This is a genomic window from Ancylothrix sp. D3o (assembly GCF_025370775.1).
Taxonomy (GTDB): domain Bacteria; phylum Cyanobacteriota; class Cyanobacteriia; order Cyanobacteriales; family Oscillatoriaceae; genus Ancylothrix.
The window spans coordinates 63,605-78,806 of the sequence record NZ_JAMXEX010000016.1 but is presented as its reverse complement, the minus strand read 5'-3'; the positions used below and the strand labels follow the sequence as shown (position 1 = coordinate 78,806).

Sequence of the window (15,202 nt, the reverse complement as noted above, 5' to 3'; positions counted from 1 at the left end):
GCAGAATTCCCTCTACCTAAAGGTAGAAAACGCTCTCAAACTTGAGAGGTATTATAGCTGAAGTTATGGGCCGGTGGCCCCACTTCAGGAAAAATTAACAAAACTCAAAAAAACGCTATACTATCCCCTTCTACACCAGCATCATTAAACATTCCCAATAGTCACGGGTTAGAGAGTGCCTATACAAAAGAAGTCCTACGGACTATAGAATTAAATGGTTAACCCCTTTGGGGTTTTATTAATGTAGACGCTATTCAACCGGCGACAAATACCAGCTACCTATAAAATTAAATGATTAACCCCAAAGGGGTTTTATTCGTGTATATACCGGCCTCAAAAACCGGCCTCAAAAACCGGCCTCAAAAACCGGCATCAAAAACCCTACAATTTGTAATAGCTTCCATAGTCTTTATCCAAACACCGGCACATCTATTTTATCCAAAATTTCACCCAGCCATTCCCAACCCTTCATCCTAACCCAAATTATTCTACCCAGGCGGCTAAGACAAGGTAGGGTTTTCCCATCCCTAATTATCGACTTTAAGCTATAATAAATAACAGCAAAAAACCAAACGAGGAACCCATGACCGAACAAAATCAAGCACGAGATTTATTTAAAGCCGCTTACGAAAACCGCTACACCTGGGATAGCAACTTCCCCGGTTATAGCGCCGACATCGAATTAAAACAAGGCGAAGAAGAGTATCGCGGTCAAATTAAGATTAACGGCGATATGACAGTCGAAGTCACCGGCATTGAAGGCGAAGAAATTAGCCAAAGCGTATATACTCAACTGCGCGATATTGTCACCCACCGTAAACGCAATAGCTTTGAAGACTCCCACAGCAAAAACTCATTTACCCTCGGAGAAACCGACGACACCGGCGCCAGCGAAATTTTAGTTAAAGGAGACTCAATGGGCTCTAATTATAAAATACGAGGCAAAGAAATTTGCCAAGTAAGCCGCGTCATGGGAAGAGTCGCCTTTGTCATAGACACCTACGAAACTTTAGACACCGGCAACGGATATCTCGCCACCGGCTATGATGTCGTATTCCGCAACCCCCAAACCAACGAAATTATCACAGAACGTCAGCATCAAGATAAATTCGAGAAAGTAGGCGATTATTATCTAATGACACAGCAAGTCATCCACGCCAAAGAAAAAGGCCAAGAAATCACCACCGAGTTTAACTTCACGAATATTAAACTACTCGTGCCGGCCACCGTTTAAACTGGATGCTGGGCAATAAACTTCAATGGCTAGGTGTGCCCAGCGTACTTAAGAAACGATAAGATTGTTAAAGTAGCCCCCGGAAAAGAGGAAAAAAACAATGTCCCTGACACTCAACCGTGAAAACGTCGAAACAGTCTTAGATGAATTGCGGCCCTATTTAATGTCAGATGGTGGAAACGTCGAACTCGTCGAACTTGATGGGCCGATAGTCAAGTTGCGCTTACAAGGTGCTTGCGGTACTTGTCCAAGTTCCACAATGACACTACGGATGGGAATTGAGCGCCGGCTACGAGAAATGATTCCCGAAATTACAGACGTCGAACAAGTCCTTTAAAAACAGGCCGGTTCCCCCTCAGAGGTCTAACTACAGACCTCTTTTTTTTTCAAGGCCAGCACACAGAAGCAAGCACCCCGGAACACAGAGAGGGAGCAAAAACCTACCAACCGGCACTCATATGAAGTGTCGGTTTTTTAGTTCCTGGGGTAAGGTAGAATCTTAGAACACTAGAGAGAAATAAACTTTCTTCACCTCAGTTGAAAATATGCCCCATCCCCTCTACGTTGCATTTATTTGGCACCAACATCAACCCCTCTACAAAAATCGCGCCACCGGCCAGTATCGGCTGCCTTGGGTGCGCTTGCACGGTACCAAAGATTACCTTGATTTGATATTAATCCTCGAACGGTATCCGAAACTACATCAAACCGTTAACTTAGTTCCCTCGTTAATTTTGCAGTTAGAAGATTATATCGAAGGTAATGCCTTTGATCCCTATCTCAACGCTGCCTTAACCCCCGAAGAAAACCTAACAAACGAACAAAAATATTTTATCATTGAGCATTTTTTTGATGCCAATCATCACACCTTAATTGACCCGCACCCCCGCTATTCCCAACTGTATCACCAACGACAAGATAAAGGCTATGGTTGGTGTTTTCAAAATTGGACATTACAAGACTATAGCGATTTATTAGCATGGCATAATTTAGCATGGATAGACCCGATTTTTTGGGACGATCCAGAAATTGATACTTGGTTAAAACAAGGAAAAAACTTTACTCTCGCAGACCGGCAACGCATATATTCAAAACAGCGAGAAATTCTCAGCCGCATTGTGCCGCAACACAAAAAAATGCAAGACAGCGGCCAATTAGAAGTCACCACAACCCCTTACACCCACCCGATTTTACCCTTACTTGCTGATACAAATTGCGGACGAGTAGCAATTCCCAATATGACCTTGCCAAAAAATCGCTTTCAATGGCAAGAAGATATCCCCCGCCACTTGCAAAAATCCTGGGATATGTATCAAGAACGCTTTGGGAGAACACCCAGAGGTTTATGGCCTTCTGAGCAAGCCGTCAGTCCGGCAATTTTACCTTATATTGCACAACAAGGCTTTAAATGGATATGTTCAGATGAGGCAATTTTAGGCTGGACAAAGAAAACATTTTTTCACAGAGATGGGGTGGGGAATGTTTGCGAACCAGAGATGCTTTACCAACCTTATCGCCTAGAAACTCCCCAGGGAGATTTAGCAATTGTTTTCCGCGATCACCGGCTTTCTGATTTAATTGGCTTTACTTATGGCTCAATGGAACCGAAAAAAGCCGCCAATGATTTAGTCGGTCATTTAGAAGCAATTTCCCGCAGTTTAAAATACCGCAACGGCGGCGGCGCTTTAGAAAAACCCTGGTTAGTTACGATAGCTTTGGATGGCGAAAATTGCTGGGAATTTTATCAAAAAGATGGTTTACCTTTTCTGGAAAATCTTTATCGAAAATTGAGTGATTCCCAGGATATTAAATTAGTAACTGTTTCGGAATTTTTAGATCAATTCCCGCCCACCGAAACACTGCCGGCAGATAAATTGCATAGTGGTTCCTGGGTAGATGGCAGTTTGACGACATGGATAGGCGATCCGGCGAAAAATAAAGCCTGGGATTTGTTGACAAAAGCACGGGAAGTGCTGGCAAAGCACCCCGAAGCCACCCCAGAAAATAACCCGGAAGCGTGGGAAGCACTTTATGCAGCCGAGGGTTCTGATTGGTTCTGGTGGTTTGGGGAGGGTCATTCTTCAAATCAGGATGCCATGTTTGATCAGTTATTTAGAGAACATTTGGCGGGAATTTATCAGGCATTAAATGAGCCAATTCCTGAAGATGTTCGCAAGCCGGTAGAAGTGCATGAAAAACACAAAGAACACCGGCCCCAAAGTTTTATTCATCCGACAATTGATGGTGTCGGAGATGAGCAAGATTGGGATAAAGCGGGCCGGTTGGAAGTAGGCGGGGCGCGGGGTACAATGCACCGCAGTTCAGCTATTCAGCGGATTTGGTATGGAGTAGACCACCTTAATTTCTATTTGCGGATGGATTTCAAAAGTGGTATTCAATTCGGCAAAGATTGCCCGCCAGAAGTGAATTTGTTGTGGTATTATCCAGAGAAACCTTTGTGTAATAGTCCCGCACCTTTGGCGAGTTTACCCCATGAGGCACCGGTGAATTATTATTTCCACCACCATTTAGGAATTAATTTGCTAACACATTCGGTGTGGTTACAAGAAGCGTGCGAAAATCAACGCTGGAACCCGCGTCCGTCGCGTGCACAAGTTGCGGTGGATAAGTGTTTAGAATTGGCATTACCTTGGGCTGATTTACCCACGCATCCTGACTGGGGTTTGCGAATGGTGGTGATGTTGTCTGAGGGGGGCCTGTTTAAGGATTATTTGCCGGAAAATACCTTGATTTCGTTTGAAATGCCCTAATCTAATTTTCCTCGTTCTGTGGCTGAGGTTCGCTTTTTTACTCGTTCTGTGATTCAGCCACAGAATGCTGTTATCTGGTTTTAGTAACTGTTTAAGGCAGGTTATAAGCTGTTGTACATTTAAATTTTAATACAAACATCTCCTTAAATATAACGATTCAAAAGTAGACAAAATCAAAAATAAGCCAAAAATAAGTTAGCTTGTTTCTTATTAGAAGAAAGCGCATTTTTTGAAAGAATCCCGTCAGCGAGTCAAAACCTACATTTCTTAAGCACGAATGCTACAAATCAGATAAAATAGAAATTGCCCTCTTGGTAAATTCCAATCTTCAATTTTCTTTCACTTAAACCTGTGACTAAAACCGCTCACCCCCTCCGGCGCCTGTTCAATTACGGTAAGCAATATCAGACTCAAATTTGGCAAGCAACGGTTTGTTCAATTCTTAATAAAATATTCGACCTAGCACCCCCAGCTTTAATTGGGGCTGCTGTTGATGTAATTGTCAAACAAGAAGATTCCCTGATCGCTAAATGGGGAGTTAAAGACGTTTTTAGTCAATTTATTATCCTCTCTATTCTGACAGTCATTGTCTGGATATTGGAATCAGTTTTTGAATATGCTTATGCAAGACTATGGCGAAATTTAGGTCAATCTATCCAGCATAATTTAAGACAAGATGCCTACCGCCACATTCAAGAATTAGAAATATCTTACTTTGAAGAACGCAGCACCGGCGCTTTGATAAATATGGCCCCCTTTATAAAGGTTAATTAATTGTTCTAATCTCTGACAAGTGAGACGCTGAAAAGAGGGTTATTATAAGGGGGAAAAGAGGATCTCCTTGCCTCACTGTCTAACGGTAAATGTCAGCCTCTGCTAAAAGATGGAGCGAAGTGCAAGCTGTAGGCGGTCAATTGCACCGCCTTGTTGTCTGGCTGTTATTTTGCTTTGGTGTCTTTGTGTATGGACTGCTTTTATAATAAAATCTGTGTCAGAATAACCTTGGCTTACGACAGATTCAATGACTTACAGAGAAGCAGCTTTGATTGTTCTGGAAGCATCAGAACAACTAATGACGGTTGGCGAAATCACAGAGGCAGGCATTAAACGTGGTTTGATTAGGCCAGAGGACAAGACGCCTGTTTTTACAAACATGGCCGTTTTATATACGGATGGGCGGGATGGCCAGAGCGGACGAATGAAACGCATCTTTGCACGGCGTAAAACTCGTGTTGGGCCCGGTTATGTTCGCCTGGGTTTAAATTAAGAGTAATATTTATAGAGCGAGGTGGTATTGTGACTTCAGCAAGCCTTTTTGAAGTGAACGACTTGGAAAACACTAATCGACTCGAAGTTTCGGCTGATCTTGGCAATTTATGGGAGTTGAACGGCACAATCCATGAATATGCTTATCTGACGCACAACTTCTTTCGCTACTATGGAAAATTTCCTTCTGCATTGGCGAAGAGAGTCATTAATGAGTTTATAGAAACCAATGGCCCCGCCAACATCATTGACAACTATTCAGGAAGCGGAACAACCCTTGTGGAAGCAGTTATTGCAGGTCATAATGCGATAGGTGTCGATATTAATCCGCTTGGTGTCTTGGCGGCTAATGTAAAAACGACTTTCTTGCCAGCGCAGGCTTTGGAGGATGCGTGTCGAAAAATCTTACTTGTTGCAAAGGACTTTCTCGAAAGCGGCGAGGCTGAAATAGCTATCGATCACCTGCCGATGGAAGAATTGGAGAAATGGTTCTCCCTTCAAGCAACCTTAGAATTGTGCGCCTTACGTCACGCTATTTACGGTTTTGAGTCTGGCACGATTAAAGATTTTTATCTGTTAGCCTTTGCCTCCATCATCCGCAGGGTTTCGAGAGCTTACGATGGTGAAGTGCGGCCTCATATAAACAAAGGTAAAGCGCCTCGTTCACCACTGGAGGTTTTTGAAAAGAAGTCGTTGGATATGTGCCAGAGGATGAAAGAATTCGGCGTAGCTGTCAAAGGCGAGGCCACTGCTGCCTGTTATCTTGGCGATAACCGGGCATTAATCAAGTCCTCAGAGTTTGCTAGCGAATCATTTGATTTGGCTTTAACACACCCGCCCTATGTGAATTGCTTCGATTACCTACCTGTTTACCGTCTTGAACTTCTGTGGCTGGATGGCTTATTTAATCAATGGTCTGTGCAATCTCGTAATTTGTTAGGGAGCGACTACTTAGACTATAAGCAACTGCGGAAGTTGGAAACACGCAGTTGGCCTGCGAACCCACAAGTCATTGAGAGTTATAGGATAGGTAATCTGCAAATGCTCGAAGGGCTATGGCAATTGCTCCGCCCCGGTGCAATGTGCTGTGTTGTGATCGGTGATTCAACAATCAAAGGGGAGCTTCTTCCGGTGCATAGGTGGTTCATCGAAATGGGAGAGATGGCTGGATTTAGACACAAGCAGACAATTTACCGCACGACACACTATGGAACCGGAAAGTATGCTTATAAAAACCGCGCCGATTATCACGGCAAAGCCGAAAAACGTGACGCTATTCTCGTCTTCAATAAACCTAAATCGGGTTGATATTCGTGATATGTTGCTCGACCACTGTGAGTAAAGACACTGAATCGCCTTCAAGTGCTACAAAATCGTCGTCATCAACTTGAAAATTATCATTCTTCATAGTTGTCATTCCAGAGAAATAATCCATATAGAATTGTAAAAAGTCTTCTCCTTTCTGTTGGGATAGGTTTCGCACATAATCGCAATAGCGAATAATAGAAGTGTCCGGCACTAGATAAACGTGGTCAACATAAGTCAACAAGACCCTACGCGACTTTCTTTCCCAATGAACACCATTGCCAAGCACCACAATTGATAAGTAGCGGCGTAACTGTTGTGGCACAGCTTGTGGCTTAACGGTGCCATTGAAACGCAAGTCAGCATCAATCGCAACCAAAGCGGCTTGCTTTGCCTTCTCGATAGTTTGGATTCCAGCGCCCAGTTTGTCACTACTAGAAAACCGTTGGGCTCCTACCCGCTTGCTTTCAATAGTGGCCAGGGGTACAGCCGGTTCAAGTAAAGCTAACTCTGCATAATCCGAACTGACTTCTATCAACCGGGCGACAAGTCCCTCGCGTCTAAGGCGCAGCAAGAGTGGTTTGCTATTAAACGTCGCGCCTTTCTTTATCTCGCTAACAAGCCTGACAGGATTATCTTCATCCAACCACCGCGCTACAATTTTGGCAGAATCATTTTTCCCAGAAACCATTTGTAACTCAATACCACCATACTGAATTGGCTGGTTGATGGGCATCACGAGCCGGTCTGACAAATTACAAACCAAGAATTCCAGTTTGTGAGTTGCTCCTGAGAGTCCTTCTACAGAATGTTCCAATAGGATGCGTTCAGCCACTGCCGGAGATTGCATCAGATACTTTCTTAGCATAACTTCCTGCATAACCCCGATTTTTCGTCCTATCGTGCGACCGGTTTGAAGACTGGAAAACTGCTCGAAGTAATAAAAAATGTCCGAAATAGCTGGGTCTCTTGCCATGATTCTGCAATCCTTGCTCGGTTGTCGGGTGTGCCAATAGATTATCTTTGCATCTGGCGGTGATTTGCAATTGTTTGATGAGTATTTTTTTGGCTGTTTCTTTTTCCACTAAGCGGCGGGCGGCCCCGCTACTATTAGTTGTAGGGCAGTTGCGCCATAAAACCTTTGAAGGCATTAAACCGCAAACAGCTTTTGCGTGTAAAGTCATGTTCCTGATTACTGGCGATAGCGAGTGTTTCTTCTCAATCGGCCACTGTATACTGCAACGGCGAAGTCAAGCGAACTAGACAAACGAGTATTCGGCCCCTCCATATAACTTGAAAATATCCTTAGCAAATACCGAGAAAATTGGAGCATTTCATACTCAGCTTTCTCTAGCTTACAAGAAAGGGGCTTTTTGAAAAATTACACCAGTCACTAAAAACCTCCAGTTCCGTACCACGAATCCTACAAATCAGATAAAATAGAAATTGCCCTCTTGGTAAATTCCAATCTTCAATTTTCTTTCACTTAAACCTGTGACTAAAACCGCTCACCCCCTCCGGCGCCTGTTCAACTACGGTAAGCAATATCAAATTCAAATTTGGCAAGCAACGGTTTGTTCAATTCTTAATAAAATATTCGACCTAGCACCCCCAGCTTTAATTGGGGCTGCTGTTGATGTAATTGTCAAACAAGAAGATTCCCTGATCGCTAAATGGGGAGTTAAAGACGTTTTTAGTCAATTTATTATCCTCTCTATTTTGACAGTCATTGTCTGGATATTGGAATCAATTTTTGAATATGCTTATGCAAGACTATGGCGAAATTTAGGTCAATCTATCCAGCATAATTTAAGACAAGATGCCTACCGCCACATTCAAGAATTAGAAATATCTTACTTTGAAGAACGCAGCACCGGCGCTTTGATGTCTATCCTCAGCGATGACATTAATCAACTCGAAAGATTCCTTGATTTTGGTGCAAATGAAATCTTGCAAGTCAGCGCCACCGTTATTATTATTGGCGGTGCATTTTTCATTCTGGCGCCGAGTGTGGCGTGGATGGCGATGTTACCGATGCCATTTATTTTGTGGGGTTCTGTTTTATTTCAAGGTTTGCTTGCACCCCGGTATGCAGAGGTGCGGGAAAAAGTCAGTTTACTCAATGGACAATTAGCCAATAATTTGCAAGGAATTACCACGATTAAAAGCTTCACCGCCGAAGCCTACGAAGCCAAACGTATCGAGAGAGAAAGTGAAGCATATCGCCAAAGTAACCGCCGTGCAATTACCCTTTCTGCTGCCTTTGTTCCCCTAATTCGGATGATTATTTTGGTGGGGTTTACGGCTTTATTACTTTATGGTGGGATGGAAGCTGTGAATGGTAAAATGTCGGTGGGAACTTATAGCGTTTTAGTGTTTTTAATTCAGCGGTTGTTATGGCCTTTAACGCGATTGGGAGAAACGTTTGATCAATATCAAAGAGCAATGGCTTCTACCACAAGAGTGCTGAATTTATTAGACACTCCCATAGAAATTCATTCTGGGGATAAAGCTTTGCCGGTGGAATGGGTACGCGGTGAAATTGAGCTAAAAGATGTCGCTTTTGCCTATCCAAATAGGAGGCCGGTGATTCAAAATTTGAGCCTGCAAATTCCCGCCGGTGCAACCATTGCGATTGTCGGTTCAACCGGCAGCGGAAAAAGCACTTTAGTCAAGCTATTATTGCGCCTTTACGAAATTGAATCAGGGACGATTACTATTGATGGAACCGACATCAAACAAATTCAATTAAAAGACTTGCGGCAAGCCATTGGATTAGTCAGCCAAGATGTATTTTTATTTCATGGAACCGTATCAGAAAATATCGCCTACGGCACGTTTAATGCCACCTTTGAAGCAATCATAGAAGCGGCAAAAATAGCAGAAGCCCACGAATTTATTACCCAACTTCCCCAGGGTTATGATACGATTGTAGGAGAACGGGGACAAAAACTTTCTGGCGGACAAAGACAAAGATTAGCAATTGCTCGCGCCATCCTCAAAAACCCGCCAATATTAATATTAGATGAAGCCACCTCCGCTGTAGATAACGAAACAGAAGCAGCTATTCAAAAATCCCTAGAACGCATTACCCAAAACCGCACTACCATTGCTATTGCACACCGGCTATCAACAGTCAGAAATGCTGATTGCATTTATGTCATGGAACATGGCAAACTTATAGAATGGGGCCGGCATGAACAACTGCTCGAACAAAAAGGCATATATGCCGGTTTATGGCAAGTGCAAATGGGAATACGAGCATAAAAATCAGCCCCACCCGTGATAAAGTAGAAAACATTCCGAAATCTCACTCCGAAAAGAAGGCAGAAAACATCATGTTTGGCAATCCTATCCAGCCTAATGTTACAGAAGAAAAATGGCGCCGGCAGCTAGGCGAATTTGTGCGATATAATCAGAAAGAAATCGCTGCATTAGCCTGGGGATTACATTTAGAGAAAGGCAAAACAGACGAAACCTTGGGTATCGATTTAAAGCCGCAACCGCATTTTGTGTATTGTCCCAGAACAGCCATTGAACAATTAAATAAAAATGCAAATAATCACTTTCGGGAAGTGTTAGGAATTGTGGATAACCACCAACCGGAAAAAGAAGTTTTAATTATTGGAATTGGTGCCGGTCAAATCAAACTCATCCAATACCAACCAGATCCTTTACCCCCCGAATGTTTTGCTCAAGTTGGCGTAGATGTCGATACTTTAATTTCCCGCTTAGAACAGGGGATGAGCCAACAAATTGAAGCTATTATTTAACCCTAAATGAACGCAGATAGGCTATCTGCGTTTATCTGCGGTTTAAATTCCAAACTCTAAAATATGCCGTGCTGTAATTTCTGGTTGTTCCAAATGCGGCACATGACCACAATTTTTAATCCAAATTAACTTACTTCCAGAAATTGCGGTTTCAAACTTAGCCGCATCTTTTATACCCAAAATGCGGTCATTTTCTCCCCATAAAATCAGCGTTGGTTGGGTAAGATGGTGCAATTTATCAATAAATGAGCGATAACCACCGCTTTTTGTAAAGGCAATTAAAGCTTGATTCCAGCGCGGCATTTTTAGATGTAAAGCTGCACAAAGGGCGGCATCTTCCGAGGCAAAAGTTTCATCAAAATAAGCGGTTTTGCTGATATTTTGCCGTACTTTTGGATTGCGTAAAAACTCGGTGGCTAAATAGCCTAAAGGGGAAATTAAAAACTTACCCATTGCCGGCCCGCTTGTCATCCCAGCACTGTCTACAAGCACTAATTTTTGCACCATTTCTGGGTAAGTTAACGCAATATCAATTGCCGCCGCACCACCCATAGAAACGCCGACTAAAATAACAGGCCGGTTGATTAAACTTTTCCAGAAATAATAGAGATGGGTTTTAATGGCTGTGGGGGAGATAGGCAGATTTTCCAGGCGTTCTGTGAAGCCAAAACCTAATAAATCAACCGCCCAAGTTTCGTGGTTTTCTGAGAGTAAAGGAAAGAGTCGGCGGAATTCAAAAAGTGAGCTATCAAAGCCATGTAATAATAAAATTGGTACGCCACTGGCACCTTTGCGGACAAAGGTTGTAGGAATTGATTGCTCACTCAAGGGAGTGGCGATATCGGCACGTTCCACACTCGCTGCAAGGGCAATAGAGGTGGGCTCAATGAGGTTTTTAAATTCAGGAGGTAGGTATTTAGACATTATTGTATTTTACCCAATATTCAATCATTTCTTGCTGAACATGAAAACCGGCCTCCTTCCTTTAAAAAATTTTAATAAATTTCAGCAGTTAAATCTAAAAAAAGCCCATTTTGCCCAAAAAACATCTAATTTGCCTTGACATTGCCCGAAAAATTGAATAATAAACATCAGCCTTTAAAAAAATGCTATCGTATCTGCCGGAGGGCCGGTGAAAAACAGCGAATCCATCTGAAAAAGTACAACAAAACTACCATCAAAAAACTGCCTTGACACCCACAAACCAACTACTGCCAACCTTTCGACAACTGCCGGTGCGAGAAACCCCCATTCTCTCACCCCAGCAAGACATCACCACACGCATCAACAAAGCCCACCGCTGCTGCATCGACAACCCCACCACCGGCCTAGTTTTTGCCAGAGATGCGGGTGAAGCCTTATTGCAACTGCAAGAACAACTCACCCCCAGCGAATGGCAAACCTGGCTGGCACAAAATTGCAATTTTTCCGAAAAAACAGCCCAAACCTACATTTCAATTGCCCAAGGTTGGCCAACATTAACCCCGCCGCCTAGCAGCGCTTTGCTAACCAAAAAACCCGAATATTTTCATCCATCACTAACCTTTGACATTGACGAAGAAAACTGGGAAGAAGAAACCGAACAACCAATACAAATGACAGCCACATTAGAAGCAACTCCCAGCCTTTTTAAACAAAAAACCGTTGAAAAAATCACGTTTTTTCTCCCTGGTAATGTCGTTCCCAAAGCACGCCCCAGAGTCACCCGAAACGGAACTTATTTACCCCCCCGATATCGCGCCTGGCGAAACTTTGCCGAAGTGGAACTCTACCGACAAATGAATGAAAAACAAAATTTGCCGGTGTTCCCTATCCCCCGCGCCGCCGTCAAAGTTCGTCTGATTGGAAAACACCGAATGAATGCCGACGCAGACAACATTATCGGCAGTTTTCTTGATGCTTTAGTTGCCGTCGGAGTATTCAAAAACGACAACATCTCTTACATCCCAGAAATCGCTTTTAAACTTATACCCGAAGGCATCCAAGGCGCACATATAACCATTATTCCTCTGCCAACTGATCTAACGGCTGATTAATAATCTACAAACAATTGATACTGCTGAGAATCAATTCTGCCGGCTTGATATAAAGTCTCAGCAATTTCTGAAATTTTTAACACCGAATGACCCCGATAGCCATTTTCCCTGAGCCGGTCTTTCACCCCTTTTTCATGGTCAATAAAAACGACAATATCTTCTACTTCTAATCCCGCCGCCTTCAACTTTTGGGCACCTTCCATAACGCTTTTTCCGGAAATTAGAATATCATCCACCACGACAATCTTTTCCCCCTCCACAAAGTTACCCTCAATCACTCGTTTTGCTCCATGTGCTTTCACTTCTTTGCGGGGAAAAATCATCGGCTTTTCTAAACGCAACGCTAACCCCGTCGCCGTTGGCAAAGAACCATAAGGAATTCCGGCAATGCGGTCATACTCCAACACCTCTAAAATCTCTGCATACGCCCCGACAATTTGATGAAAAATCTGGGGCTGGGAAATAATTTTTCGCAAGTCAATATAATAGGGAAAAATGGCACCCGATGCTTGTACATGATCGCCAAATGTAATACAACCAATATCAAAAAGCTGTAAAATTAAATCCCGATGCGCCTGATGCTGCAAAAAACAAACATCCGGCAACCAAAGCTCACAGCTTGGCCCTTCTCGCATGATTTCAAGCCGTTTAATGTTCACCGTATCTCGCAATCGTTGCACCGCTTCTGAGCAGCGTTCTTCTGCCAGCAAATCTGCCGGCACCGGCACTAATAATCCCTCGCCATTTTCATTCAAACCGGCTGCTAAAATTTCTCCTAAATCTTCTCTTTTGACCACATCCCCCAGCCATAAAATTAAACGTTCGGGGGCATTTTTTCTAACTTTTCCTACCACATCTGGTATTGATCCCATTACTTCTAAACCTAATTGTTCAGGCGTTCCCCAATTTTTTGCTGCTTGCACTAATTGTAAATACCAAGGTAAATCTTTAAGCGAATATTCTTGCAATTCTGCGCCGGAAAAATTCGCTGTAGCACATAATATAAACACGGCTTTCCCCGGATACACCAAAAAGGGCGCAACATGATCCAAACCGGCAAATGGACTCAGCGTGCAAGCATCCACGCCCCAACGTTCAAATGCCATCCGGGCAAATACTGTGCTTGTATTCAAATCGCTGTGCTTGGCATCTAAAATCACCGGCACATTCTCAGGAATCAATTGCAGGATATCTTCCAGCAGTTCTAAACCGGCCGGCCCAAGCGCCTGATAGTATCCCAAAGTGGGTTTATATGCACAGACTATATCAGCGGTTTCTGTAATAATATCGTGCAACCAATCGCGGAGGCCGGTGAGCCGGTTGTCGCTGGCATAGCGTTGTGGCAAGCTGTCGGGGTCAGGGTCAAGCGCAACGTAAAGCAAACTCTGATTACGTTCTGTTGCAACAAGCAGCTTGTCAAAAAAGTTCATGGCCTTTCCTTCCAGCGTCGGGACACTCAGATGTTACAACTTCTTTACGTCCGAACAACTTGATAAGTTTTCCTAATGTCTCTGAAAAGTTAAATTAATTAAATAAGTATTGCGAAATGTAACAAAACTGAGTTATGGTATTCACATCGGCGGAAAACAACCGCCCTGAACCTTGAAAAACAAATAAGCACTCATAAAACGATGACCACCACCTTACAGCGCACAGAGCGCTCTAACGTTTGGGAACGGTTCTGTAGCTGGGTTACAAGCACCGAAAACCGCCTTTATATCGGCTGGTTCGGCGTTTTGATGATCCCTACTCTCTTAACCGCCACCACCTGCTTTTTGATCGCCTTCGTTGCAGCCCCTCCGGTTGACATCGACGGTATCCGCGAACCCGTTGCCGGTTCTTTACTCTATGGCAACAACATCATCACCGGCGCCGTTGTTCCTTCTAGCAACGCTATCGGTCTTCACTTCTACCCCATTTGGGAAGCCGCTTCTCTCGATGAGTGGCTCTACAATGGTGGCCCTTACCAGTTGGTAATTTTCCACTTCTTGATCGGCGTATTCTGCTACATGGGTCGTGAGTGGGAACTCTCCTACCGTTTGGGTATGCGTCCTTGGATCTGCGTAGCTTACAGCGCTCCCGTAGCCGCTGCTACCGCAGTATTCTTGATCTACCCCTTGGGTCAAGGTTCTTTCTCCGATGGTATGCCTTTGGGTATCTCTGGAACCTTCAACTTCATGTTGGTGTTCCAAGCTGAGCACAACATCTTGATGCACCCCTTCCATATGTTGGGAGTTGCCGGTGTATTCGGTGGATCGTTGTTCTCTGCTATGCACGGTTCTTTGGTAACTTCTAGCTTGGTTCGTGAAACCACCGAAGTTGAAAGCCAAAACTACGGCTACAAATTCGGTCAAGAAGAAGAAACCTACAACATCGTTGCTGCTCACGGCTACTTCGGTCGTTTGATTTTCCAATACGCTTCTTTCAACAACAGCCGTTCCTTGCACTTCTTCTTGGGTGCTTGGCCGGTGATCGGCATCTGGTTTACCGCTTTGGGTATCTCCACGATGGCTTTCAACTTGAACGGTTTCAACTTCAACCAGTCTGTGATCGACTCTCAAGGTCGCGTAATCAATACCTGGGCTGATGTTATCAACCGCGCTAACTTGGGTATGGAAGTAATGCACGAGCGTAATGCTCATAACTTCCCTCTCGACTTGGCTTCTGTGGAAGCTCCTTCCATCAAAGGCTAAGATTTAGCAATCAGGTTTTATGAGGGCTTGTTCCTCGAAAACTGAATAATTACAAAAGGCGCTCTCCAGAAATGGGGGGCGCTTTTTGTGTTTGCCTTATTTTTTTTATTTCTTTGGCTTTATT

13 protein-coding genes and 1 pseudogene are annotated in these 15,202 nt (G+C 43.7%); 11 read left to right on the top strand and 3 right to left on the bottom strand.

Going from position 1 to position 15,202, the window contains the following annotated elements:
- The first annotated feature begins 291 nt into the window (after positions 1-291).
- From NG798_RS21475 to NG798_RS21445, 7 genes and pseudogenes are all read left to right on the top strand, one after another.
- Positions 292-477: a hypothetical protein gene (locus NG798_RS21475; protein WP_261225752.1), complete on the top strand. Its 186-nt coding sequence runs from the start codon at positions 292-294 to the stop codon at positions 475-477.
- Between the two features lie 106 nt (positions 478-583).
- Positions 584-1,234: a DUF3386 domain-containing protein gene (locus NG798_RS21470; RefSeq protein ID WP_261225751.1), complete on the top strand. Its 651-nt coding sequence runs from the start codon at positions 584-586 to the stop codon at positions 1,232-1,234.
- Positions 1,235-1,340: 106 nt separating this feature from the next.
- Positions 1,341-1,571: a NifU family protein gene (locus tag NG798_RS21465; protein ID WP_375338991.1), complete on the top strand. Its 231-nt coding sequence runs from the start codon at positions 1,341-1,343 to the stop codon at positions 1,569-1,571.
- Between the two features lie 208 nt (positions 1,572-1,779).
- Positions 1,780-4,005: a glycoside hydrolase gene (locus NG798_RS21460; RefSeq protein ID WP_261225749.1), complete on the top strand. Its 2,226-nt coding sequence runs from the start codon at positions 1,780-1,782 to the stop codon at positions 4,003-4,005.
- 351 nt (positions 4,006-4,356) lie between these two features.
- A pseudogene (locus NG798_RS21455) lies at positions 4,357-4,755 on the top strand (ABC transporter transmembrane domain-containing protein); the annotation flags it as partial.
- Between the two features lie 271 nt (positions 4,756-5,026).
- Entirely contained in the window at positions 5,027-5,272 is a 246-nt protein-coding gene (locus NG798_RS21450) for a winged helix-turn-helix domain-containing protein (protein ID WP_261225748.1), read from the top strand.
- Positions 5,273-5,301: 29 nt separating this feature from the next.
- A complete protein-coding gene (locus tag NG798_RS21445) occupies positions 5,302-6,579 on the top strand; it encodes a site-specific DNA-methyltransferase (RefSeq protein ID WP_261225747.1) in 1,278 nt (425 codons plus the stop codon).
- On the opposite strand, the gene NG798_RS21440 is transcribed toward NG798_RS21445, so the two are convergent.
- The gene (locus NG798_RS21440) at positions 6,566-7,552 is read right to left on the bottom strand and encodes a hypothetical protein (protein WP_261225746.1); all 987 of its coding nucleotides are present in this window, start codon (positions 7,550-7,552) and stop codon (positions 6,566-6,568) included. The two genes, NG798_RS21445 and NG798_RS21440, sit on opposite strands and share 14 nt — an antisense overlap.
- A gap of 518 nt (positions 7,553-8,070) precedes the next feature.
- Between NG798_RS21440 and NG798_RS21435 the strand changes: the two genes are divergently transcribed.
- Positions 8,071-9,843, top strand: coding sequence for an ABC transporter ATP-binding protein (locus NG798_RS21435; RefSeq protein ID WP_261225745.1), 1,773 nt, complete (start codon positions 8,071-8,073; stop codon positions 9,841-9,843).
- Positions 9,813-10,349 (top strand): hypothetical protein, encoded by a 537-nt coding sequence (locus NG798_RS21430; RefSeq protein ID WP_317619620.1) that lies wholly within the window; start codon positions 9,813-9,815, stop codon positions 10,347-10,349. Before NG798_RS21435 ends, NG798_RS21430 begins: the two co-directional genes overlap by 31 nt.
- 42 nt (positions 10,350-10,391) lie before the next feature.
- On the opposite strand, the gene NG798_RS21425 is transcribed toward NG798_RS21430, so the two are convergent.
- The gene (locus tag NG798_RS21425; RefSeq protein ID WP_317619622.1) at positions 10,392-11,276 is read right to left on the bottom strand and encodes an alpha/beta hydrolase; all 885 of its coding nucleotides are present in this window, start codon (positions 11,274-11,276) and stop codon (positions 10,392-10,394) included.
- Positions 11,277-11,539: 263 nt separating this feature from the next.
- Between NG798_RS21425 and NG798_RS21420 the strand changes: the two genes are divergently transcribed.
- Entirely contained in the window at positions 11,540-12,385 is an 846-nt protein-coding gene (locus NG798_RS21420) for a RusA family crossover junction endodeoxyribonuclease (protein WP_261225743.1), read from the top strand.
- Here NG798_RS21420 and NG798_RS21415 read toward each other — a convergent pair.
- Positions 12,382-13,815 carry a bifunctional orotidine-5'-phosphate decarboxylase/orotate phosphoribosyltransferase gene (locus NG798_RS21415; RefSeq protein ID WP_261225742.1) on the bottom strand — a complete coding sequence of 478 codons (1,434 nt, stop codon included), beginning with the start codon at positions 13,813-13,815 and terminating at the stop codon, positions 12,382-12,384. The two genes, NG798_RS21420 and NG798_RS21415, sit on opposite strands and share 4 nt — an antisense overlap.
- A 201-nt stretch (positions 13,816-14,016) precedes the next feature.
- Here NG798_RS21415 and psbA point away from each other — a divergent pair, with 201 nt between their 5' ends.
- Positions 14,017-15,078, top strand: coding sequence for a photosystem II q(b) protein (psbA, locus tag NG798_RS21410; protein ID WP_261225741.1), 1,062 nt, complete (start codon positions 14,017-14,019; stop codon positions 15,076-15,078).
- Positions 15,079-15,202: the final 124 nt, after the last annotated feature.

Coding starts and splice junctions, on each gene's coding strand:
- NG798_RS21440 (WP_261225746.1), bottom strand. CDS start 7,552: ATGGCAAGAGACCCAGCTATTTCGGACATTTTTTATTACTTCGAGCAG.
- psbA (WP_261225741.1), top strand. CDS start 14,017: ATGACCACCACCTTACAGCGCACAGAGCGCTCTAACGTTTGGGAACGG.
- NG798_RS21470 (WP_261225751.1), top strand. CDS start 584: ATGACCGAACAAAATCAAGCACGAGATTTATTTAAAGCCGCTTACGAA.
- NG798_RS21450 (WP_261225748.1), top strand. CDS start 5,027: ATGACTTACAGAGAAGCAGCTTTGATTGTTCTGGAAGCATCAGAACAA.
- NG798_RS21415 (WP_261225742.1), bottom strand. CDS start 13,815: ATGAACTTTTTTGACAAGCTGCTTGTTGCAACAGAACGTAATCAGAGT.
- NG798_RS21460 (WP_261225749.1), top strand. CDS start 1,780: ATGCCCCATCCCCTCTACGTTGCATTTATTTGGCACCAACATCAACCC.
- NG798_RS21430 (WP_317619620.1), top strand. CDS start 9,813: ATGGCAAGTGCAAATGGGAATACGAGCATAAAAATCAGCCCCACCCGT.
- NG798_RS21475 (WP_261225752.1), top strand. CDS start 292: ATGATTAACCCCAAAGGGGTTTTATTCGTGTATATACCGGCCTCAAAA.